Here is a 22,010-nt window from a genome sequence, read left to right as displayed (position 1 = left end):
CCGCGGGCGCGCGGAACGGGCGACCTAGACTGGGGGCATGCCCGATTCCGCTGCGCCCGCGACCCCCGGTGTGACCCCTCGACGCGTCTCGGTCCTCGACGTGCTGCGTCTGCTCACCGAGCTCGCGGCGCTCGCGTCCCTGGCGGTGTGGGGCTTCCTCGCGTGGGCCGCCCCGTGGAACATCGTGGTCGGGATCGGCGCGCCCGTGCTCGCCATCCTCGCGTGGGCGCTGTTCGTGTCGCCCAAGGCCGTCATCGCGGTGCACCCGTTCGTGCGGGCGATCGTCGAGCTCGCCGTCTTCCTCGCCGCCACCATCGCGCTGTGGGACCTCGGCCTGCCGTGGGCGGGCGTCGGCTTCGGCGTCGTGGCCGTCGTCGTGGGACTCCTCCACAACCGACGCGCCCTGGGATGAGCGAGGCGCTCGCGCGGCTCCGGGCGGCCCTCGGCGAGCGCGTCGACACCGGAGCGGAGACCGTCGAGGCCGCGCGCGCCGACCGATCGGGGTTCCGCTCCGCGGGCGCCCCGCTCGCGGTCGTGCACGCCGAGTCCGTCGCCGACGTGCAGACCGTGCTGCGCATCGCGCACGCCACCGGAACCCCCGTCGTCACCCGCGGGGCGGGCACCGGACTCGCGGGCGGCGCGAACGCGGGCCCCGGCGAGATCGCCCTGTCGCTGCGGCGCATGACGCGCATCCTCGAGGTCTCCCCCGACGATCTCCTCGCGGTCGTCGAGCCGGGCATCCTCAACGGCGACCTCGACGCGGCGCTCGCCCCGCACGGCCTGTGGTGGGCGCCCGATCCCGCGAGCCGCGCGATCTCGACCGTCGGCGGCAACATCGCCACGGGCGCCGGCGGCCTCCTCTGCGCGAAGTACGGCGTCGTGCGCGACGCGGTGCTGGCCCTGGACGTCGTCCTCGCCGACGGACGCCTCATCCGCACCGGCCACCGCAGCGTGAAGGGCGTCACGGGCCTCGACCTCACCGCGCTCCTCATCGGGTCGGAGGGGACGCTCGGCGTCGTCGTCGGCGCGACCCTCAAGCTGCGCCGTCGGGTCGCGGGCGCGGTGTGCACCCTCACGGCGCTCTTCCCCGACGTGCGCTCGGCCGCCGCGGCGTCCGCCGCCGTCACGGCCGCGGGCGTGCAGCCGGCCATCATGGAGCTCCTCGACGCCGCGTCGGTGGCGGCGATCAGCGCGCTCCTCCGGGTCCCCGACGTCGCGGCCGGCGCCGCGCAGCTCACGATCCAGACGGATGGTCCGGCTGCGGCTGCCGAGGCGGACACCATCGCGCGCGTGCTGCGCGAGGCCGGCGGCCGGGTCGCGCTCACGGCCGATCCGGAGGAGGGCGAGCGGCTCCTCGCGTTCCGACGCGCGATGCATCCCGCGATGGAGACCCTCGGCACCGCGCTCATCGAGGACGTGTCGGTGCCCCGCAGCCGGATGGCGGAGATGTTCGACGAGATCGAGCGGGTCGCCCGCGAGCACGACGTCGTCATCCCCACGGTCGCGCACGCGGGCGACGGCAACCTGCACCCGAACTTCGTGTTCGACGGCGCCGAGGTGCCCGAGCGGGTCTGGGCCGCGGCCGACGACCTCTTCCGCGCGGCCCTTCGGCTGGGCGGGACGCTCACCGGCGAGCACGGCGTGGGCGTGCTGAAGCGCCGCTGGCTGGCCGACGAGCTCGGCGACGACCAGTGGCGGCTTCAGCGCGACATCGCGCACGTGTTCGACCCGCGCGGCATCCTCAACCCGGGCAAGGTCTTCACGCCCTGAGCGTCAGATCCCCTGCCACACCGGCTTGTTGTCCCACGCGAAGCGGTAGTAGTCGGCGCGCTCGAGACGCGAGGCGGCCGCCTCGTCGACGACGACGGTCACATGCGGGTGCAGCTGGATGGCCGAGCCCGGGAGCGACGCGGTCACCGGCCCCTCGACGGCGCCGGCGACGGCGGCCGCCTTCCCCTCCCCGAACGCGAGCAGCACGAGGTGACGCGCGCGCAGGATGGTGCCGATCCCCTGCGTGATGCAGTGACGGGGCACCTCGTCGACGGTGTCGAAGAAGCGCGCATTGTCCTCCCGGGTGCGGCGGGTGAGCGTCTTCACGCGGGTGCGGGAGGCGAACGACGAGCCGGGCTCGTTGAAGCCGATGTGGCCATCCGTGCCCACCCCGAGGATCTGCAGGTCCACGCCGCCGGCCGCCTCGATGGCCGCCTCGTAGTCCTCGCCCGCGTGCTCGATGCCCGCGAGGGATCCGTCCGGGGTGCGGATGCGGTCGGGGTCGAGCCCGAGCGGCTCGACGACCTCGCGGGTGATGACTGAGCGGTACGACTCCGGGTGCGCGGGATCCAGGCCCACGTACTCGTCCAGCGCGAAGCCGCGCACCTGCGAGACGTCCACGCCGTCGATGCGCCCGTGCAGCGCCTCGTACACCGGCAGCGGCGTGGATCCGGTGGCGAGCCCGAGCACGGCGTCCGGGCGACGGCGGATGAGGGCGACGATCTCGTCGGCGACGATCGCTCCCGCGCGCGCGGCGTCGGGGACGATGACGACTTCTGCCATGCGAATGCCTCCTTCGACCGCGGCGCGGGCCGCGGAGGTGCGGGCATGGACGCCGTCGGCTCCCCGATCCTCTCACCCGCGCCGTGGACCCCGCACCTGCACCCGCAACCGATATGCGGGTCTGCCCGATCGTGCCCACATCGTGATTCCCGCACGGGTTGAGGTAAGGTGTCCGCCCTTACGATGAGAACCGGACCATGCCGCGCACCGCGGCGGGCATCTGGGGGTAAGACATGACCGATCTCGCGACCAAGCCGTCACCGGGCGCCGACGACGCCGGCGATCAGGCCGCGAACCCGCCCGTCGAGTGGGCGCCCGCCGAGCCGGCACCTCGCCGTCGGCGTCTCGGACTCTGGCTGGGGATCCCCGCGGGCCTCGTCGTCGCGGGAGCGGCGGCCTGCTCCGCGATCCTCATCGCCCCCGGTGTCGTCGCCGCCGGCGCGGACGTCGGGTGGCACACGGCGGGAGCCGCCACCGAGGCGATCGCCACCGGCATCTCCGACACCGAGGTGACGATCACCTCCCCCGAGGGCGACGCGACCTTCACCGGGGCCGAGCTCGGGGCATCCGTCGACGCCGACGCGGCCGCCGAGCGCGTGTTCGGCGACCATCCGCTCTGGAACGTCGGCGCCTGGAACCCCGGCGCCGTGCCCGTGGACGTCTCGATCGACGCCGACACCGCGCTCGAGGCGGTCCAGGCCGAGCTGCCCGAGCTCTTCACCGCCCCGACGAACGCGCAGATCGCGTTCTCCGACGGCTCCTACGCCGTCGTCGAGGACCGCGACGGCTCGGGGATCGACGTCGACGCCCTCGCCGCGGACATCACCCGTGCGCTCGCCGAGGGCGGCGATGTCACCGTCGAGGCCAGCACCACCGCCATCGAGGCGCCGATCACGGCCGCCGACGCGCAGGCCGAAGCCGACAGCCTCAACACCCTCGTCGCCGACGCCGGCTTCTACGTGGGCGATGAGAAGGTCGTGGGCGTCGACCCCGCCGAGGCCGCGCAGTGGATCACGGTCGATGCGACCGGCGACGAGCTCGCCGTCACCGTCGACGAGGGGGCGGCAGCGGCCGCCGTCGCCGACACCGTCGCGTCGCTCCCCGAGCGCGTGAATCGCGAGGTCGTCGAGGAGAAGATCGTCACGGACTCCGACGGCAAGCACCTGCGGACCGTGCAGGAGGGCGAGAACGGACGCGCCCTCGAGTCCACCGACGGCATCGCCGACGGCTTCGCCGCGCAGCTGGCGTCCGGCCAGGCTGCCTACGAGCTGCCCGTGACGGAGGTCGAGTACGACACCGCCCTCCTCTTCCGCCGCATCGAGGTGGACAAGAGCGCGGGCACGACCACCCTCTACGAGAACGACAAGGTCGTCGACACCTACTCGATCGCGCTCGGCAAGCCCGGGCACGACACCCAGGAGGGGCACTTCAAGGTCTACGGCCAGCTCACCCAGCAGGACATGGGCGACTGCAACGGCGACTACGGGTTCGGCTACTGCACGGAGGACGTCCCGTGGGTGACGTACTTCAACGGCGATCAGGGCTTCCACGGCACGTACTGGCACAGCAACTTCGGCCCCGGCGCCATGATGAGCCACGGTTGCGTGAACATGACGATCGACGCCGCGCAGCGCGTCTACTACTTCGCGCAGACCGGCACCGAGGTGTGGGTCCACGCGTGATCGCACGCTAGCCTGTCGCTATGACCGACCTGCGCCTCGTCGAACTCTCGGCCGACACCATCGTCCAGGTGAACAATCTGTCGCTCAAGCCCGGCCAGGAGCAGTTCCTCGCGCCGGTCTCGTACGGCATCGCCGCCTCCGTCCTCAATCCCAAGACGACGTGGCAGCGCGTCGTCCTGGACGGGTCGGACGTCGTGGGCTTCGTGAGCGCGAACTTCGACCGCGAGGCGAAGCCCGAGCACTTCCAGTCGGTGCTGTGGCGGATCAACGTCGACGCCGACGACCAGGGTCGCGGTGTGGGCCGCTTCGCCGTGGCGGGACTCCTCTCGGAGGCCCGCGATCGCGAGTTCGACCGCCTGAACGTCATCTACGAGGCGGGCGAGGGCGGACCCGAGGCGTTCTTCCACCGCGTCGGGTTCGCCCCCGTGGGCGAGACGGAGTACGGCGAGGTCATCGCCGAGATCCGCCTCTAGCCGGTCACACCAGGGAGCCCTTCCACGCGGCGTGCAGCTGCGCGAACTTGCCGGTTCCCGCGATGAGGGCGTCGGGCGCATCGTCCTCGATGACGCGACCGTGCTCCATCACCAGCACGCGATCGGCGATCGCGACCGTCGAGAGCCGGTGCGCGATGATGATCGCAGTGCGGTCCGACAGCAGCGTCTGCAGCGCGCTCTGGATCATGCGCTCCGACGGGATGTCGAGCGACGCCGTCGCCTCGTCGAGGATGAGCACGGCCGGGTCGGCGAGGAACGCGCGCGCGAACGAGATGAGCTGCCGCTGCCCGGCCGACACGCGCCCGCCGCGCTTGTTCACGTCGGTGTCGTAGCCGTCGGGCAGGGAGCGGATGAACGCGTCGGCGCCCACCGCGCGCGCGGCCGCGGTGATCTCGTCCATGGTCGCGTCGGGCCGGCCGAGCGCGATGTTGTCGGCGACGGTGCCGCTGAAGAGGTACGCCTCCTGCGTCACCATGACGATCGCGCGGCGGAGATCGCGCCCCTCGAGCTCGCGCAGGTCGACGCCGTCGAGGGTCACACGCCCCTCGGTGGGGTCGTAGAACCGGGAGAGCAGCTTCGCGAGCGTGGACTTGCCGGCGCCCGTGGTGCCCACCAGCGCCACGGTCTGCCCGGCGGGGATGTCGAGGTCGAACGCCGGCAGGATGGTGCGCCCGCCGCCGTATCCGAACGACACGCCATCGAAGCGCACGTGCCCGCGTGCGCGCGGAAGCGGCGTCGGGGAGTCCGGCTCGGCGACCGTGAGCTCCTCCTCCAGCACCCCCGACACCTTCTCCAGCGCGGCGGAGGCCGCCTGGAAGGAGTTGAGGAACATCGCCACCTCCTGCAGCGGCGTGAAGAAGTTGCGGACGTAGAGCACGGCGCTCAGCAGCAGCCCGGCCGTGAACTCGCCGGTGGTGACCCGCACGCCGCCCCAGAGCACGACGGCGCCGATCGCGCACGCCGAGATCGCCATCAGCCCGGGCTCGAAGGTGCCGAACAGGCGGATCGACCGCATGTTCACCTCGCGGTACTCCTTCGCGAGCCCACCGAACTCGCGCTCGTTGCGCGGCTCGGTGCGGAACGCCTTGCCCGCGCGGATGCCCGTCATCGTCTCGACGAACTTCACGATGAGCTTGGCGCTCACCACGCGCGAGACGCGGTACGCGCGCTGCGAGTTGACGTAGAACCACCGCATGAGGAGCGCCAGCGGGACGAACGAGACCACCAGCACCAGCGACGAGCGCCAGTCGACGAGCGCGAGCGCGATGAACGTGAACAGGCCGTAGAGGACGCCGTGCACGAGCTGGTTCAGCCCGCCGTTCAGCAGCTCGCGGATGGTGTCGAGGTCGCTCGTCTGACGGGAGATGATGCGGCCCGACGTGTACGTCTCGTGGAACTCCAGACTCAGCCGCTGCGTGTGGCGGAACACGCGCGTGCGCAGATCGAGCAGGACGTTCTGCGTGACCCGCGCCGCCAGCAGGTCGTACCAGGCGAGGAGCGCGGCGCCCCCGACCGCCGTGACGACGTACGCGCCGCCGACGAGCCACGCCGGGCCCCAGTCCGCCTGCTCGAGGACGGACGGCAGCGCCCGGTCGATGCCGATGCCGATGAGGGCGGGCCCGATGACCCGCACCGCGGTCTGCGCCACGACCACCACCGCGACGAGCACCACCTGGCGCTTCAGCGGGGCGAGCAGCGACAGCAGCAGGCGCCACGAGCGTCGGCGGATGGCGCGGCTCTCCTCGCGCGTGAACTCCGAGCGGTCCTCGCCCGCGGTCCCGTGGACGGTGCTGCTCATCGGCTCGTCTCCTCGTCGCTGTCGTGTGCGGTCGCCCCGGTGGAGACGATCGGGATCGCGCCCGTCACCACGTCGAAGCCGTGCTGCGGGTCCATGCGCCGCGCGCTGTCCTCGGAGTCCTCCCGCTCGAAGCTGGAGATCACGCCGCGGTAGTGCGGCGAGGTCGCCATGAGCTCGGTGTGCGTGCCGACGGCCGCGACGCGTCCGCCCTCGAGGAGCGCCACGCGATCCGCGAGCGCGACCGTCGACGGCCGGTGCGCGACGATGAGAGCAGTCGTCCCCTCGAGGACGCGGCGCAAGCCCACCTGCACCCGCTCCTCGGTGTCGACGTCGAGAGCCGACAGCGGGTCGTCCATGACGATCACGGTCGGCCGCGCCGCGACCGCGCGGGCGAGCGCGAGGCGCTGCCGCTGGCCGCCCGACAGGCTCATGCCCTCCTCGCCGATCATCGTCTCCACGCCATCCGGGAGGCTCGCGACGAACTCCGCCTGCGCCACCCCGAGCGCCTCCTGCAGCACCCGGTCGGCCTCCTCCGACCGGATGTCGAGGTCGTCGCGCCCCAGCAGCACGTTCTCGCGGACGGACGCGGAGAAGAGCGTGGCGTCCTCGAACGCGGTCGCGATGTGCCGCCGCAGCTCGACGAGCGACAGGTCGCGGATGTCGACGCCGTCGAGCGTGACGCGGCCGCCGGTGACGTCGTAGAGGCGCGTGGGCAGCGTGGTGAGGGTCGTCTTCCCGGAGCCCGTCAGCCCGACCAGCGCCATCGTCTCCCCCGGACGCAGCGCGAGGTCGATCCCGTTCAGCAGGTCGGGTTCGGATGGCCCCGCGTCCTGATAGCGGAAGTGCACGTCCTCGAAGGCGAGGGCGCCGCGCGGCCGCGCGAGGGCGACGGGCCGCTCGGGATCGGCGATCGTGTCCACGGCGTCGAAGACCTCGAAGACGCGGTCGGCGGCCGTGCGCGCGTCGAGGAGGAAGGAGAAGAGGAACCCGATCGACTCCATCGGCCACCGCAGCACGGTGGCCATGGCGAAGTACGCGAACAGCTGCGACACCGTGATGCGGTCGACGGAGGCCAGCCAGATGCCCATCACGAGCGAGACGGCGAAGGCGAGCTCCGGCATCGCGACGAGCCAGAAGTCGATGCGCGCGATCGCGCCGGCCTTCCGCATCTCGGTGTCACGCAGATTCTCCGCCTGACGCGTGAACCGGCGCAGCGCGTGCCCGCCGCGGCCGAACGCCTTCAGCACGCGGATGCCGTGCACGCTCTCCTCGACGCTCGTGGCGAGGTCGCCCTGCTGGTCCTGGCTCTGCCGGCTGAGCAGACCGTACGTCTGCTCGAAGCGGAAGCCCTGGTACCAGATCGGCGCGCCCGAGACGATGAAGACCACGGCGAGCGCCCAGTGCCACTGGAACAGCAGCGCGGCGCCGATGACGACGGTCAGCGTGTTGACGACGAGCATGATGAGGCCGAAGGCCATCCACCGGCGGATGACGCCGATGTCCTGCATCATGCGGCTGAGCAGCTGACCGCCCTGCCACCGGTCGTGGAACTCGATGGGCAGGCGCTGGAGGCGGTTGTAGAACCGCGTGCGCACGTCGTACTCCACCGTGGTGGCGGGGCCGAGGACGAGCCAGCGCCGCATCCAGACCATGCCCGCCTCGGCGAGGCCGAGGGCGAGCACGCCCACGGCGCCCCATGCGATCGCGGTCACCGAGCCCGAGGCGATCGGTCCGGCGACCACGCGCTCGAGCACGATCGGGATGAGCAGCGCGAGGACCGCGGCGGTCAGGGCGCTGAGGCCGCCGAGCGCGAGGCGCGGCAGCACGGGTCTCGCGAACGGGAGCAGTCGCAGCAGCGAATGCAGGGTCGACCGTCTGTGGGCAGGCGTGATGGGGCGCGACATGATCCTCGTGGCGGATCCGACGACGGATCCGTGTGGCAGGCTTTCCGGCACCCGAACGGGGGCCAGCCCGCCAGCCTATCCTCTCGGCGGAGCGTCGGGAAAGGCTTTCACGCTTTCCCGTCCCAGCAGCGCGCGCTTGACGTCGGCTCCCCACGCGAAGCCCCCGAGGCTCCCGTCGCCGCGGAGCACGCGGTGACACGGCACGAACAGGGCGGGCGCGTTGCGTGCGCAGATCGACGCGGCGGCGCGGATGGCGCGGGGCGCGCCGAGCGCGGCGGCGAACGCCGTGTAGGTCAGCGGCACCCCCGGCTCGATGTCGCGCAGCGCTCGCCAGCCCGCCAGCTGAAGGGGCGTGCCCGTCTGCCGCACCGCGACCGCGCGGATGGCGTCCACGTCGCCGTCGTAGTACGCGGCCACGGCGTCGGCCGCGGCGAGGACGCCCTCGCGGACGTCGTCGGGGCGCAGCGCCGTCGGGATGCGGGCGGTGACGGCAGCGGCGTCGGCGGACCAGCCGGAGGCGAGGACGGCGCCGTCGCGGTCGGCGACGAGCGTGAACGGGCCGTCGGGGGTGTCGAGGGTCTGGACGACGGCGGTCATGAACGGGCCTCCTTGACGGGACGGGCGGCGAGGGCGGCTCGCCAGAGGTGCATGGAGAGATATGACCGCCATGGCGCGGCCCTCGCGGCCCAGGCGACCAGCTCGCTCGGCGTGGCGGGCAGCCCGGTCGCGGCCGCCCCCGTCCGCAGCGCGACGTCGCCGGGGAGCACGATGTCGGGGTCGCCGAGGACGCGCATGCGCACGTAGTCCGCGGTCCATGGGCCGATGCCGGGCAGCGCGAGGAGCGCTTCGCGCTGAGCGATCGGGTCGTCTCCCGGCGTCAGCGCGAGCTCTCCCGAGGCCAGTGCTCCCGCCGCCCCTGCGATCGCGCGGATGCGCGCCGCAGGGCCGCGCAGCACCTCGGCGCCGTGCTCGGCGATGGCGGTCATGGTCGGGAACAGCCGCAGCGTGCGCCCGTCGAGCTCGACGTCCTCGCCGAGGTCGGCCACGAGCCGCGTGAGGTGCGTGCGCGCGCCGGCCACCGAGATCTGCTGCCCGACCATCGCGCGGATGAGCATCTCGTGCGGATCGGCGGCTCCCGGAAGCCGCATGCCCGGCACGGCGGAAACGAGCGGCCGCAGCTCCTCGTGCGCGGAGAGCGCGGCGTCGACGGCCACCGGGTCGGCGTCGAGATCGAACAGACGCCGCACGCGGGCGACGAGGGCGGCGAGGTCGGGCAGGCTCTGCAGCTGCGCGTCCATCCGGAGCCGGCCGTCGAAGCGCAGGCGGAACCACCCCGCTCCCCCGGGCAGGCGCACGGCGCGCTCGAACGAGACGGCGTCTCCCGCCTCCATCCCCGGAAGCGCGCGCACGGCCATCCAGTCGAACAGCCCGACGTGGTCGAACGGCTCGCGCACGGGCAGAGCGAGCGAGATGCCGGCGGTGGAGGCGTGTCCGCGCCGGCTCGCGCGGAGCGCGGTCGGCGTGAGGCCGAACACCTCCCGCACCGTGTCGTTGAACTGCCGCACGCTCGCGAAGCCGGCGGAGTGCGCGACGTCGGAGGCCGCGAGGTCGGTGCCGACGAGCAGCAGGCGCGCGGTGTGGGCGCGCTGCGCACGGGCGAGGGCGAGCGGGCCCGCTCCGAGCTCGTCGGCGAGGAGCCGCGAGAGATGGCGCGACGAGTACCCCACGCGCGCGGCCAGGCCTGCGACGCCCTCGCGCTCGACGACCCCGTCGGCGACGAGCCGCATGGCGCGCGCGACGACGTCGCCGCGGAGGTTCCACTCCGGTGATCCCGGTGCCGCCTCCGGCAGGCACCGCTTGCACGCGCGGAAACCCGCCTCGTGCGCGGCGGCGCTCGTGGCGAAGAACCGCACGTTGTCGGGCTTCGGCGTGCGCGCGGGACAGCTGGGGCGGCAGTAGATGCCGGTCGTCCGCACCGCGGTGACGAACTGGCCGTCGAAGCGGGTGTCACGCGCGGAGATCGCGCGGTACCGCTCGTCGAAGGTCATGCTCGTCGTCATGCCCCCAGCCTCGCACCTCCGCGCGGTCGAGGCTGGCGGTTTTCGGACATCACGGCGAAGGCGGGGCGGCGATCTCGTCGCCGCCCCGCCTCACACCATCGGGTCAGTGGAAGAAGTGGCGCTCGCCCGTGAAGAACATCGTGACGCCGTGCTCGCGCGCGAGCGCGATCGTCTCCTCGTCGCGGACGGATCCGCCGGGCTGGATGATCGCGCGCACGCCGGCGTTGATGAGCACCTCGGGCCCGTCGGAGAACGGGAAGAAGGCGTCGGACGCGGCGATGGAGTCCTGCGCGCGGTCGCCCGCGCGCTCGACCGCGAGACGGCAGGAGTCCACGCGGTTCACCTGGCCCATGCCGACGCCGACCGTCGCGGAGTCCTTGGCGAGGACGATGGCGTTCGACTTCACCGCGCGGCAGGTCTTCCACGCGAAGATGAAGTCCACCATCTCCTCGTCCGACGGCCGCTCGCCCGAGACGAGCTCCCAGCTCTGGGCGACGGACTCGATGTCGTCGGGGAAGCGGTCGGCGTCCTGCAGGAGGAGCCCGCCGGAGACGAGGCGGACATCCATCTCCTCCTGGCGCCAGTCGGCCGGCAGCTTGAGGAGCCGGAGGTTCTTCTTCGCCTTGAGCACCTCGAGCGCCGCGGGCTCGAAGTCGGGCGCCACGATCACCTCGGTGAAGATGTCGCGGAGGTTCTCCGCCATCTTCAGCGTGACGGGGCGGTTGGCGGCGATGACGCCGCCGAAGGCCGACAGCGGGTCGCACTCGTGGGCGCGCAGGTGCGCGCTCGCGATCGGGTCGAGGGCGCTCGGCGTCGCGACGGCGATCCCGCAGGGGTTCGCGTGCTTGATGATCGCGACCGCCGGCAGGACGTAGTCGTAGGCGGCGCGCAGAGCGGCGTCGGCGTCGACGAAGTTGTTGTACGACATCTCCTTGCCCTGCAGCTGCGTGGCCTGCGCGATGCCGTGCCCGCCCTGGCGGGAGTACAGGGCCGCGCGCTGGTGCGAGTTCTCGCCGTAGCGGAGGTCGCCGAGCTTCTCGGCCTTGATGGTGAGGTGCTCGGGCAGCTCGACCTGGCTGCCGATGGTGCCCTCCGAGAACCATGCCGCCACCGCGGTGTCGTACGCCGCGGTGTGCGCGAACGCACGAGCGGCGAGCTCCTTGCGCTGTCCGAGCGACGTGCCGCCCGAGTTCACGGCCTCGACGATCGCGGGGTACGACTCGGGCGAGACGACGATCGCGACGTTGGCGTAGTTCTTGGCCGATGCGCGCACCATGGCGGGCCCGCCGATGTCGATCTGCTCGACGACGTCGTCGCCCTCCGCGCCCGAGCGGACGGTCTCGACGAAGGGGTACAGGTTCACCACGACGAGTTCGAAGGGCGCGATGCCGAGCTCGCCGAGCTGGCGCTCGTGGTCCTCGAGGCGCAGGTCGGCCAGGAGCCCCGCGTGCACGCTCGGGTGCAGCGTCTTCACCCGGCCGTCGAGCGACTCGGGGAAGCCGGTCACGCTCGAGACGTCGGTGACGTCGTAGCCCGCATCGCGGATCGTCGACGCCGTCGAGCCCGTCGACACGATCTCGACGCCGGCGCCGGCGAGCGCCTCGGCGAGCTGCAGGAGGTTGGTCTTGTCGCTCACCGACACGAGCGCGCGTCGGATGGGGACGACGTCTCGGTCGCGGTACAGCGAGTGGTCGTGACGGGGGCCGGCCATGAGGACTCCTTGTCGAGGATTCGGCTGCGGGGGTTCGGGGGCGTCAGCGGACGGGATGCGCGAGATCGATGTCGCCCTCGGCGATGCGCCGCACGACGTCGATGAGGAGGCGCCGCTCGACGGGCTTGATGCGCTCATGCAGCGTCGCCTCGTCGTCGCCGTCGAGCACGGGGATGCGCTCCTGCGCGAGGATGGGGCCGCTGTCCACGCCGTTGTCGACGATGATGACGCTGGCGCCGGTCTGCACGGCGCCCGCCGCGAGCGCGTCGCGGACCCCGTGCGCGCCGGGGAACTCCGGCAGGAACGCGGGGTGCGTGTTGATGATGCGCGGCGAGAACTCCTCGACGAGATCGGCGGGAAGCAGGCGCATCAGACCGCTGAGGACGATGAGGTCGGCGTCGACGCGGCGGAGGTGCTCGGCGAGCGCGGCGCCCCACTCCTCGCGCGATGCGTGCTGGCGGTAGGGCACGGTGAAGGTCTCGACGCCGAACTCCGCGGCGTGCGCGAGACCGGCGGCGTCGCGGTCGGCGCCCACGGCGACGATGCGGGCGGGATATCCGGGTTCGCTCGCCGCCTCCAGAAGGGCGCGGAGGTTCGAGCCGGTTCCGGAGATGAGGACGGCGACCGAGAGCACGCGGCCAGTCTACCGGCGAGCGAATGCGCCGCTGTCGGCGGGCTGCTCGTCGGCGGCGGTCCGTCGCCCCTGCGGGGCGAGGAGGAGGATGGCCGCGCCGAGGAGCACCTCGAGGCCGACGGCGAGCGCGACCGCGCCGGGATCTGGTCCCGCCACCGCCAGCCGCCCCGGACCCATCGACCCTGACGAGAGTGCGGCCAGGAGCGCCGCGATCGCGCCCGCGATGACCGCCGTCGCGACGGCGACGACGATGCGCGGCGACACCGGCTCGTGAGGATGGCCGTCGTGAAGAGGCGGGTCGCTCTCCCATTCCGCCGCGAGCACGGCACGAGCGTGCCAGCCCGCCGCAGCGCCCGCGGCGACCGGCAGCAGCGCGACGAGGAGGAGCCATCCGGAGCCCTGCTCGGGCAGGAGGCCCAGCACGGGGACGCCGGGGACCGCGCCGAGCTGCGTGCCGGCGGGCGACACCGTCGTGGCGGCGCCGACGGCGAAACCGGGGCCGGCGACCCACGACACCGCCCATCCGAGCAGCGTGGGCAGGTAGACCAGCTGCGCGAGAGCGACCGCGGTGGCGCCGAGCACGTCGACCTGCGCCTGCTCGAAGAGCCCGATCACCGCGTCGGCGCGCAGGATCACCGCCACGACGAGGGCGAGCGCGGCTGCGCCCACGACGCCGGCGATCGCGATCGTCCCGCCGCGCACGGCGAGCGACGGCACCTCGCGCCACGAGCTGGACCAGTCGTCCGCGCGCTCATGCAGTGCGTCGACGAGGCCGCCGTCGCCCTCGCTCCAGGCCTCCGCCCAGGCGCCGCAGAGCGCGCCGACGCCGTACACCGCCGTGGGGAGGACGACGGCCTGCCAGGGCACGACGTCGGCGAGGGCGTTGCCCGAGGTCACCAGGACGAGCGCGGCGATGCCCGCCGTGACGGCCGTCCCCGCGAGCACGCCGGTGATCCCCGACCCCGCGCGGACCGCGCGGACGCCCGAGCGCGCGGCGAAGATCGCGGCGAACGCGGCGAACGCCCACGGCGCGAGGGTCAGGGCGAACGAGGCGGCCTCATCGGGCAGCCCCAGCGCGAGCAGAGCGTCCGCGTCGAAGCGCAGCGCGAGCGGGACGAGGTTCCCGAGCTCCCAGATGCGCGCGGTGGCCGGCCACAGGCCCGCCCAGTCGGCGGTCACGCCCAGCGTGAAGATCCACAGCAGCGTGAGCGGGGCCAGCACGACCGCGAGGCCGACCAGGCCCGCCACGATCGCGTCGAATGCGGCGAGCAGGGCGATGAGGATCCGATGCATGGCGAATCGACCCTACCCGCGGGCGCCGGGAGAACCCCGGATCCGCGCCGGGGAGCGGCTACCCCGCCATCGGCTCGAGGACGAAGACCGCGATGTGGCGCGACGTGCGCTCCTGGTACTCGGCGTACGGCGGGTAGGCGGCGACCGCGCGCTCCCACCACTCGGCGTACTCGTCGCTGTCCACGTCGAGCTCGCGCGCCGAGTAGTCGCGCTTGACGGCGCCATCCTGCAGCTCGACGTGCGGGTGCGCCGTGACGTTGGCGTACCAGGCCGGCGGGCGAGGGGCGCCGCCCTTGGAGGCGACCACGGCGTAGCGGCCGTCGTGCTCGACGCGCATGAGCGGGGTCTTGTGGAGCCTGCCCGATTTCGCCCCCACGTTCGTCAGCACGATGATCGGCCAGTCGGTGCCCGCGAGCACGTTCGCCTCGGCGCCGGCGGTCGCCTCGTATGTCTCGGCCTGCTCCCGCGCCCCGTCGTCGGTGCTCGGTGCGTACTCTCCCTGAAGCGGCATGCCGCGAGCCTATTGCCCCGGCGCGCCGGGTGGGAAGCTCCCCACGGGAGGCGCGGGCCTTGACACCCCGAGCTGGTCCTGCCGATAGTGAGGCATGCAGGCGAATCGGCATGTTGCGAGAGAAGACGGCACGCGAGGAAGCGGGATGTCCGGAAGCGGCACGACCGGGAGGTGCCCGCGATGAAGAAGCTGATCGGCGATCCGGGCGCGGTGGTGGCGGATGCCCTCGTCGGCATCGAGGCCGCGCTGCCGCAGGTGCGCGTGGACCATGAGAACCGCGTCGTGCTGCGGGCCACGCCGAAGGACGAGGGCAAGGTCGCGCTGGTCTCCGGCGGCGGCTCCGGACACGAGCCGCTCCACGGCGGCTTCGTCGGATTCGGGATGCTCGATGCGGCATGCGCGGGCGAGGTGTTCACCTCCCCCACGCCCGACCAGGTGCTCGCCGCCACGACGGCGGTCGACCGCGGCGCCGGCGTGCTGCACATCGTGAAGAACTACACCGGCGACGTCATGAACTTCGAGATGGCCGCCGAGCTCGCCGAGGGCGCCTCGGTCGCGTCCGTGCTCGTGCACGACGACGTCGCCGTGGAGGACTCCACGTACACCGCGGGGCGCCGCGGCGTGGGGCTCACCGTCTTCCTGGAGAAGATCGCCGGCGCGGCCGCCGAGGAGGGACGCCCCTTGGACGAGGTCGTGCGCGTCGCGGAGAAGGTGTCGGCGCAGGGCCGTTCGATGGGTGTGGCGCTCACGAGCGGCACGGTGCCCGCCGCCGGCCGCCCCACGTTCGACCTCCCCGACGACGAGATGGAGGTGGGCGTCGGCATCCACGGCGAGCCGGGCCGGCACCGCGAGAAGCTCGCCCCCGCGCCGCGGATCGCGGAGATGCTCGTCGAGCCCGTGCTCGCCGATCTCCCGTCGGGCGGCGAGCCCGTGATCGCCATGCTCAACGGCATGGGCGGCTCTCCCCTGCTCGAGCTCTACCTCATGTACGGGGAGGTCGCGAAGCTCCTCGAGAAGGCGGGCGTCTCCGTCGCGCGCACGCTCGTCGGCAACTACATCACCTCCCTCGACATGGCGGGGTGCTCGCTCACCCTGCTGCGCGCGGATGACGAGCTGCTGCGCCTGTGGGACGCGCCCGTCGAGACCCCCGGCCTGCGCTGGGGGCGGTGACATGGCCGCCGACATCACCGCGCTCACCCGCTGGGTCGCGCTGTTCCGCGACCGCATCGCGGCCGAGCAGGAGCGGCTCACCGCCCTCGACTCCGCCATCGGCGACGCCGACCACGGCGCGAACATGGCACGCGGCACCATGGCCGCCGCCGCGAACGTCGCCGAGACGCGGCCGAAGACGGTCGCCGAGTTCGGCAAGGCGGTCGGCATGGCCCTGGTCTCGTCGATCGGCGGAGCCAGCGGCCCGCTCTACGGCACCTTCTTCCTCCGCCTCGGCACCGCCGGCGACGGCCTGGACGAGCTCGACGGCCCCGCTCTCGCCCGCGCGCTGCGCGCGGGGCTCGACGGCGTGGTCTCGCGCGGGCGGGCCGAACCCGGCGACAAGACGATGATCGACGCGCTCGCTCCGGCCGTGGCCGCGTTCGAGGCGGGTGCCGACGACATCGCAGCCGCTGCCGCGGCCGCCGCTCGCGCGGCCCGAGAGGGCAGCGACGCGACCGAGGCGCTCGTCGCCCGCCGCGGCAGGGCCAGCTACCTGGGCGAGCGGAGCGCCGGCCACCTCGATCCCGGATCCGTCTCGTCGGCGCTGCTGTTCGAAGCGCTCGCCGACGCCCTCGCGGAGGAGCGCGCATGATCGGCTTCGTCGTCGTCTCCCACAGCGTGGCGCTCGCCGAGGCGGCCGTCGCCCTCGCGAGCGAGATGGCCACGCCGACCCCGCCGCCCATCGCGGTGGCAGCCGGCACCGCCGACGGCGGCACGGGCACGGACGCCGCGCTCATCGCCCGCGCGATCGAATCGGTCGCCTCCGACGACGGGACGCTCGTCTTCACCGACCTCGGCTCCGCCATCCTCAGCGCGGAGCTCGCGCTCGAGCTCGTCGACGCGGGCGAGGTGCGTCTCGCCGCCGCTCCCCTCGTCGAGGGGCTCGTCGCGGCCGTCGCGCGCGCCGCCGCGGGCGGCGACCTCGCGGAGGTCGAGCGGGAGGCGCGCCGCGCACTGGAGGCGAAGCTGCGTCACCTCGGCGTGGACCCGGCGGCGGAGGAGCTGCCCGAGCCGCGCGGCCGGTCGGAGTCCTTCGTGCTGACGAACCAGATCGGCCTGCACGCGCGCCCCGCCGCGGCGCTCGCCGGCGCCCTGCGCGGCCTGGACGCGGTCGTGCGCATCGGCACCGCCACGAAGCCGGCGGTCGACGGCCGCAGCCTCGTCGGGCTCATGGCTCTCGGCGCGCGCAAGGGCGACGCCATCGACGTCACCGCGGAGGGCCCTGACGCCGACCGCGCGATCGACGCCATCGGCGAGCTCGTCGCCTCGGGATTCGGGGAGTGACGGGCGGCGCCCGCGCGGCCTAGGGTCGGGTCATGGCATCCGAGCGCATCGCCCTCACCGTCCCCGGCCCGCACGGCGACCGCGAGATCGGGCTCTCCAGCCCTGGGCGGCTCGTCTGGCCCGAGGCGGGAGTCACCAAGCGGGACCTCGCCGAGTACCTCATCGCGGTGGCGGGCCCGTTCCTCGCCCACAACGGCGACCGCCCCGTGTCGCTCGAGCGCTACTCCGGCTCGGTGGATGGCGAGAGCTTCTTCTCGAAGAACCCTCCGAAGGGCGCTCCCGACTACGTCGAGTCGGTGACGGTCACCTACAACAGCGGGCGCCGCCATCCGCAGCTCGTGCTCACGGAACCCGCGGCGGTGGTGTGGGCGGCGCAGATGAACACCGTCGTCTTCCACCCGTGGTCGTCCGCTGCCGGCGACTCCGACCACCCGATCGAGCTGCGCGTGGACCTCGACCCCCAGCCCGGCACGGACTTCGCCGACGCCGTCTTCGCCGCGCACGCCATGCGCGAGGTGCTGGGCGAGGCGGGGCTCGAGTCGTGGATCAAGACGAGCGGCAACCGCGGCATCCACCTGTTCAGCCCGATCGAGCCCGAGTGGGAGTTCCTCGACGTGCGGCACGCCGTCATCGCCGCGGGGCGCGAGCTGGAGCGCCGTCACCCGGACCGCGTGACGACGAGCTGGTGGAAGGAGGAGCGCGGCGAGCGCATCTTCGTCGACTTCAACCAGACCAACCGCGACCGGACGATGGCGGGCGCCTACAGTCCGCGCGCCCTGCCGCAGGCGACCGTGTCGACGCCCGTCACGTGGGACGAGCTCGACGGAGTGGACCCGCTCGCCTTCACGGTGAAGACCACGCCGCGGCGTCTCGCCGAGGTCGGCGACCCCTGGGCGGCGCTGCGGGAGGCGAAGCCCGGCCGCATCGACGCGCTCCTCGGCTGGTGGGAGCGGGATCTGGCGGACGGCCTGGGCGAGCTGCCGTTCCCGCCCGAGTTCCCGAAGATGCCCGGCGAGCCGCCCCGCGTGCAGCCGTCCCGGGCGAAGAAGCCCTGAATGCAGCGAGCCGACCCCGGGAAGTCCCGGGATCGGCTCGCTTCGCTCGCTGCGTGTTACAGCGACTCGATGATCTCGCGCATCAGCGCGGCGGTCTCGCTCGGGGTCTTCCCGACCTTGACGCCGGCGGCCTCGAGGGCCTCCTTCTTCGCCTGCGCGGTGCCGGCGGAGCCGGACACGATCGCGCCGGCGTGGCCCATCGTCTTGCCCTCGGGGGCGGTGAAGCCCGCGACGTAGCCGACGACCGGCTTGGTGACGTTGGCCTTGATGTACTCGGCAGCGCGCTCCTCGGCGTCGCCGCCGATCTCGCCGATCATGACGATGGCCTTCGTCTCGGGGTCGGCCTCGAACGCCTCGAGGGCGTCGATGTGCGTGGTGCCGATGATGGGGTCGCCGCCGATACCGATGGCGGTGGAGAAGCCCAGGTCGCGCAGCTCGAACATCATCTGGTAGGTCAGCGTGCCCGACTTCGACACGAGGCCGATCGGGCCCTTGCCGGTGATGTTCGCGGGCGTGATGCCCACGAGCGCCTCGCCGGGGGTGATGATGCCGGGGCAGTTCGGGCCGATGATCCGGGTCTTGTTGCCCTTCTCGATCGCGTACGCCCACGCCTCGGCCGAGTCGCCGACGGGCACGCCCTCGGTGATCACGACGAGGAGGCCGATCTCGGCGTCGATGGCCTCGACCATGGCGTCCTTCGTGAACGCGGGGGGCACGAACGCGATCGACACGTCGGCGCCGGTCTTCTCGATGGCCTCGGCCACCGATCCGAAGACGGGCAGCTCGACGTCGTTGCCGTCCTTGTCCTGGTGCGTGACCGTGGTGCCGGCCTTGCGGGCGTTCACGCCGCCGACGACGTTCGTCCCGGCCTTGAGCATGAGGGCGGTGTGCTTGGTGCCCTCACCGCCCGTGATGCCCTGGACGATGACCTTGGAGTCCTTGTTGAGGTAGATCGACATGTTCTGTGTGTCCTCTTCCGTCTCAGGCGTTCGCCAGCTCGGCGGCCTTGTCGGCGCCGTCGTCCATGCTCGCCGCGAGGGTGACCAGCGGGTGGTTCGCCCCGGCGAGGATGGCACGGCCCTCTTCGACCTGGTTGCCGTCGAGTCGCACGACGAGCGGCTTGGTGGCCGCGTCGCCGAGGATCTCGAGGGCCTTCACGATGCCCTCCGCCACGGCCACGCAGCTGGTGATGCCGCCGAAGACGTTGACGAAGACGCTCTTGACCTGCTCGTCGCCGAGGATGACGTCGAGACCCGCGGCCATGACGGTCGCCGAGGCTCCGCCGCCGATGTCGAGGAAGTTCGCCGGCTTCACGCCGCCGTGCTTCTCGCCGGCGTACGCGACGACGTCGAGCGTCGACATGACGAGGCCCGCGCCGTTGCCGATGATGCCGACCTGGCCATCCAGCTTCACGTAGTTGAGGCCGGACTCCTTGGCCTTCGCCTCGAGCGGGTCGGCCGCGCCCTTGTCCTCGAGCTCCTCGTGCTCGGGGTGGCGCACCTCGCTGGCGTTGTCGTCGAGCGACACCTTGCCGTCGAGGGCGACGATGTCGCCGGCGCCGGTGAGGACGAGCGGGTTCACCTCGACGAGGGTCGCGCCCTCGCTCTTGTAGACGTTGTAGAGCTTGACGAAGACGTCGGCGACCTTCTCGACGAGGTCCTCTTCCCAGCCGCCGGCGCGGGCGATCTCGAGCGCCTTGGCGTGGTCGATGCCGGTGAGGGCGTTCACCTCGACGCGCGCGAGCGCCTCGGGCTTCTCGACGGCGAGCTGCTCGATCTCCATGCCGCCCTCGACGCTCGCGAGCGACAGGTAGGTGCGGTTGGCGCGGTCGAGCAGCACCGAGAAGTAGAACTCTCGCGCGATGTCGGCGCCCTGGGCGACCATGACGCGCTTGACGACGTGGCCCTTGATGTCGAGCCCGAGGATGGCCTGGGCCGCCTCGTACGCCTCGTCGGGGGTCTTCGCGACCTTGACGCCGCCGGCCTTGCCGCGACCGCCGGTCTTGACCTGGGCCTTGACCACCACGACGCCGCCGATCTTCTCGGCTGCCGCCTTCACCTCCTCCGGGGTGTCGGCGACGATGCCGGCGAGCACCGGCACGTCGTACTTCTCAAAAAGGTCTCGAGCCTGGTACTCGTACAGATCCACGTTGCATTCCTTCGATGGGGCGACGGGGCAAGACGCGTGGAAACGTCTCGACGTCGAGATATCTCGACCGACCCTCCCAGCCTACTACCGCCCGAAAGCGGCTCCCCTCGGCGCCCCGCCCCGAACGCGAAGAAGCGGCTCCGGATGATCCGGAGCCGCTTCTTTCGATGCCGAAGTCGCGGGCTATTTCGCCTTGACGTGCATGGGCAGCGCCATGGCGAGGCAGATCAGCAGGATGCCGGCGGCGAACACGAGCCCCTGGAACGCCGAGACCATGAAGGCGACCGCGAACAGCGCCATGCCGGCGAGGAAGAGGACAAAAGCCACGATGAACATCTCTGCTCCTTCTTGAAGACTTCCTCCAGCTTAGATGATCCGCGCCGGGGACTGCGCCTAGCCTGTGGCCATGGCAACGGAGCTGTTCCCCGGAGAGAAGGTGCCGACGTACGACGTCGCGAAGAAGATCCTCGACGTCGACTACTACGCGGTGTTCGCCGATGTCACGGGCGCCGATCGCGAGATCTGGTCCCGCGCCCGCGAGATCGGGCAGCGGCTGGCGCCGCGGATGCGCGCCGCGTGGGACCGCGCGGAGTACCCGCTCGACGTCGTCCCCGAGCTCGGCGCGGCGCACCTCTTCGCCGACGCGGTCGACCATCCCGACGTGCCGGCGATGACGCCGCTGGCGGCGGGGCTGGTGAACATGGAGATCTCCCGTCACGACGGGTCGCTCGGCACGATCGTCGCCGTGCAGGGCGGGCTGGCGCTGCGCACCCTGGCGCTCTTCGGCAGCCGCGAGCAGCAGGCGCGCTGGATGGGCCCGCTGCAGCGGGGCGAGGTGCTCGGCTCGTTCGCGCTCACCGAGCCCGATCACGGGTCCGACTCCACCTCTCTCGAGACGATCGCCCGGCGCGACGGCGACGGATGGCTGCTGCGCGGCGCCAAGAAGTGGATCGGGAACGGCGCCTCCGGCGGGATCTCGTTCGTCTGGGCGCGAGTGCAGTGCGCGGGCGACCCCGACGACGGCAGCGTGCGCTGCTTTCTCGTCGAGCAGAGCACCCCCGGCTATGTCGGCACTGTCATCGAGGGCAAGGGCGCGCTGCGCGCGATCCATCAGGCGCACGTGCTCCTCGACGACGTGCGGCTGTCCGCCGACGGCGTCCTGCCCGGCTCCCACTCCTTCAAGGACGCCAGCACCGTGCTCTTCGCCACGCGCTCGGGCGTCGCATGGTCGGCGCTGGGTCACGCCACGGCCTGCTTCGAGGCCGCGCTCTCGTACGCGACGCAGCGCGAGCAGTTCGGGCGGCCGCTCGCCCGCTTCCAGATGATCCAGGAGCGCCTGTCGCAGATGCTCGCGCAGCTGACGTCGATGCAGCTCTTCCTGCGGCGTCTGGCCGACCTCGAGGCCGCGGGCGCGATGCGGCCGACGCAGGCGTCGCTGGCGAAGTACCACTGCACGCGAACCGCTCGAGACATCGCGCGGACCGCTCGCGACATGCTCGGCGGCAACGGCATCCTCCTCGACAACGGCGTCATGCAGCACCTGGCCGACATCGAGGCCATCCACACGTACGAGGGGACGGAGAGCGTCCAGGCGCTCCTCCTCGGCCGCGATCTCACCGGCGTCGGCGCATTCGTCTGAGCCACCGCCGCCCGAGGCTGGCAGGATGGCCG

Annotated in this window: 21 protein-coding genes; 9 read left to right on the top strand and 12 right to left on the bottom strand. The window is 72.5% G+C overall.

The window, feature by feature from the left end:
- Positions 1–37: 37 nt before the first annotated feature.
- The gene (locus D7D94_RS13910) at positions 38–412 is read left to right on the top strand and encodes a YrdB family protein (protein WP_156243182.1); all 375 of its coding nucleotides are present in this window, start codon (positions 38–40) and stop codon (positions 410–412) included.
- Positions 409–1,770 carry an FAD-binding oxidoreductase gene (locus D7D94_RS13905; protein WP_156243181.1) on the top strand — a complete coding sequence of 454 codons (1,362 nt, stop codon included), beginning with the start codon at positions 409–411 and terminating at the stop codon, positions 1,768–1,770. The genes D7D94_RS13910 and D7D94_RS13905 overlap by 4 nt, the downstream gene beginning before the upstream one ends.
- 3 nt (positions 1,771–1,773) lie before the next feature.
- Here the strand turns inward: D7D94_RS13905 and D7D94_RS13900 are convergent, their stop codons facing one another.
- Positions 1,774–2,553, bottom strand: coding sequence for a glucosamine-6-phosphate deaminase (locus D7D94_RS13900; protein ID WP_156243180.1), 780 nt, complete (start codon positions 2,551–2,553; stop codon positions 1,774–1,776).
- Between the two features lie 233 nt (positions 2,554–2,786).
- On the opposite strand from D7D94_RS13900, the gene D7D94_RS13895 reads away from it, so the two are divergent.
- Together D7D94_RS13895 and D7D94_RS13890 are read left to right on the top strand one after the other, a co-directional pair.
- Positions 2,787–4,235 (top strand): L,D-transpeptidase family protein, encoded by a 1,449-nt coding sequence (locus D7D94_RS13895; protein WP_156243179.1) that lies wholly within the window; start codon positions 2,787–2,789, stop codon positions 4,233–4,235.
- 20 nt (positions 4,236–4,255) lie between these two features.
- Entirely contained in the window at positions 4,256–4,708 is a 453-nt protein-coding gene (locus D7D94_RS13890) for a GNAT family N-acetyltransferase (RefSeq protein ID WP_156243178.1), read from the top strand.
- Between the two features lie 4 nt (positions 4,709–4,712).
- Here D7D94_RS13890 and D7D94_RS13885 read toward each other — a convergent pair whose 3' ends face one another.
- From D7D94_RS13885 to D7D94_RS13850, 8 genes are all read right to left on the bottom strand, one after another.
- Entirely contained in the window at positions 4,713–6,527 is a 1,815-nt protein-coding gene (locus D7D94_RS13885; protein ID WP_156243177.1) for an ABC transporter ATP-binding protein, read from the bottom strand.
- Entirely contained in the window at positions 6,524–8,431 is a 1,908-nt protein-coding gene (locus D7D94_RS13880) for an ABC transporter ATP-binding protein (protein ID WP_156243176.1), read from the bottom strand. The genes D7D94_RS13885 and D7D94_RS13880 overlap by 4 nt, the downstream gene beginning before the upstream one ends.
- Before the next feature lie 75 nt (positions 8,432–8,506).
- Positions 8,507–9,028 (bottom strand): methylated-DNA--[protein]-cysteine S-methyltransferase, encoded by a 522-nt coding sequence (locus D7D94_RS13875; protein ID WP_156243175.1) that lies wholly within the window; start codon positions 9,026–9,028, stop codon positions 8,507–8,509.
- Positions 9,025–10,491: an AlkA N-terminal domain-containing protein gene (locus D7D94_RS13870; protein ID WP_156243174.1), complete on the bottom strand. Its 1,467-nt coding sequence runs from the start codon at positions 10,489–10,491 to the stop codon at positions 9,025–9,027. Before D7D94_RS13870 ends, D7D94_RS13875 begins: the two co-directional genes overlap by 4 nt.
- A gap of 103 nt (positions 10,492–10,594) precedes the next feature.
- The gene (gene purH / locus D7D94_RS13865) at positions 10,595–12,202 is read right to left on the bottom strand and encodes a bifunctional phosphoribosylaminoimidazolecarboxamide formyltransferase/IMP cyclohydrolase (protein ID WP_156243173.1); all 1,608 of its coding nucleotides are present in this window, start codon (positions 12,200–12,202) and stop codon (positions 10,595–10,597) included.
- A 43-nt stretch (positions 12,203–12,245) separates the two neighbouring features.
- Positions 12,246–12,836 (bottom strand): phosphoribosylglycinamide formyltransferase, encoded by a 591-nt coding sequence (purN, locus tag D7D94_RS13860; protein ID WP_156243172.1) that lies wholly within the window; start codon positions 12,834–12,836, stop codon positions 12,246–12,248.
- Positions 12,837–12,845: 9 nt separating this feature from the next.
- Entirely contained in the window at positions 12,846–14,129 is a 1,284-nt protein-coding gene (locus D7D94_RS13855; RefSeq protein ID WP_216648672.1) for a cell division protein PerM, read from the bottom strand.
- 58 nt (positions 14,130–14,187) lie between these two features.
- Positions 14,188–14,640: a nitroreductase family deazaflavin-dependent oxidoreductase gene (locus D7D94_RS13850; RefSeq protein ID WP_156243171.1), complete on the bottom strand. Its 453-nt coding sequence runs from the start codon at positions 14,638–14,640 to the stop codon at positions 14,188–14,190.
- Between the two features lie 180 nt (positions 14,641–14,820).
- Between D7D94_RS13850 and dhaK the strand changes: the two genes are divergently transcribed.
- The 4 genes from dhaK to ligD are packed head-to-tail and all read left to right on the top strand — an operon-like array spanning position 14,821 to position 18,191.
- Complete coding sequence (gene dhaK / locus D7D94_RS13845) at positions 14,821–15,810, top strand: dihydroxyacetone kinase subunit DhaK (protein WP_156243170.1); 990 nt, start codon at positions 14,821–14,823, stop codon at positions 15,808–15,810.
- A 1-nt stretch (position 15,811) separates the two neighbouring features.
- Positions 15,812–16,444, top strand: a complete 633-nt coding sequence (dhaL, locus tag D7D94_RS13840; protein ID WP_156243169.1) for a dihydroxyacetone kinase subunit DhaL — start codon at positions 15,812–15,814, stop codon at positions 16,442–16,444.
- A complete protein-coding gene (gene dhaM / locus D7D94_RS13835) occupies positions 16,441–17,136 on the top strand; it encodes a dihydroxyacetone kinase phosphoryl donor subunit DhaM (RefSeq protein ID WP_156243168.1) in 696 nt (231 codons plus the stop codon). The genes dhaL and dhaM overlap by 4 nt, the downstream gene beginning before the upstream one ends.
- 32 nt (positions 17,137–17,168) lie before the next feature.
- Positions 17,169–18,191 (top strand): non-homologous end-joining DNA ligase, encoded by a 1,023-nt coding sequence (gene ligD, locus D7D94_RS13830; RefSeq protein ID WP_156243167.1) that lies wholly within the window; start codon positions 17,169–17,171, stop codon positions 18,189–18,191.
- Between the two features lie 56 nt (positions 18,192–18,247).
- Here the strand turns inward: ligD and sucD are convergent, their stop codons facing one another.
- From sucD to D7D94_RS14320, 3 genes are all read right to left on the bottom strand, one after another.
- A complete protein-coding gene (gene sucD / locus D7D94_RS13825; protein WP_156243166.1) occupies positions 18,248–19,150 on the bottom strand; it encodes a succinate--CoA ligase subunit alpha in 903 nt (300 codons plus the stop codon).
- 22 nt (positions 19,151–19,172) lie between these two features.
- A complete protein-coding gene (sucC, locus tag D7D94_RS13820; RefSeq protein ID WP_156243165.1) occupies positions 19,173–20,339 on the bottom strand; it encodes an ADP-forming succinate--CoA ligase subunit beta in 1,167 nt (388 codons plus the stop codon).
- Positions 20,340–20,522: 183 nt separating this feature from the next.
- Positions 20,523–20,675, bottom strand: coding sequence for a hypothetical protein (locus D7D94_RS14320; protein ID WP_173024345.1), 153 nt, complete (start codon positions 20,673–20,675; stop codon positions 20,523–20,525).
- A 70-nt stretch (positions 20,676–20,745) separates the two neighbouring features.
- On the opposite strand from D7D94_RS14320, the gene D7D94_RS13815 reads away from it, so the two are divergent.
- Entirely contained in the window at positions 20,746–21,978 is a 1,233-nt protein-coding gene (locus D7D94_RS13815) for an acyl-CoA dehydrogenase family protein (RefSeq protein ID WP_156243164.1), read from the top strand.
- The last annotated feature ends 32 nt before the right edge of the window (positions 21,979–22,010 follow it).

The sequence above is a fragment of the Microbacterium oryzae genome, from assembly GCF_009735645.1.
Lineage (GTDB): Bacteria > Actinomycetota > Actinomycetes > Actinomycetales > Microbacteriaceae > Microbacterium > Microbacterium oryzae.
Note: the sequence above shows the minus strand (reverse complement) of the source record. Positions and strands in the feature narration are given on the sequence as shown.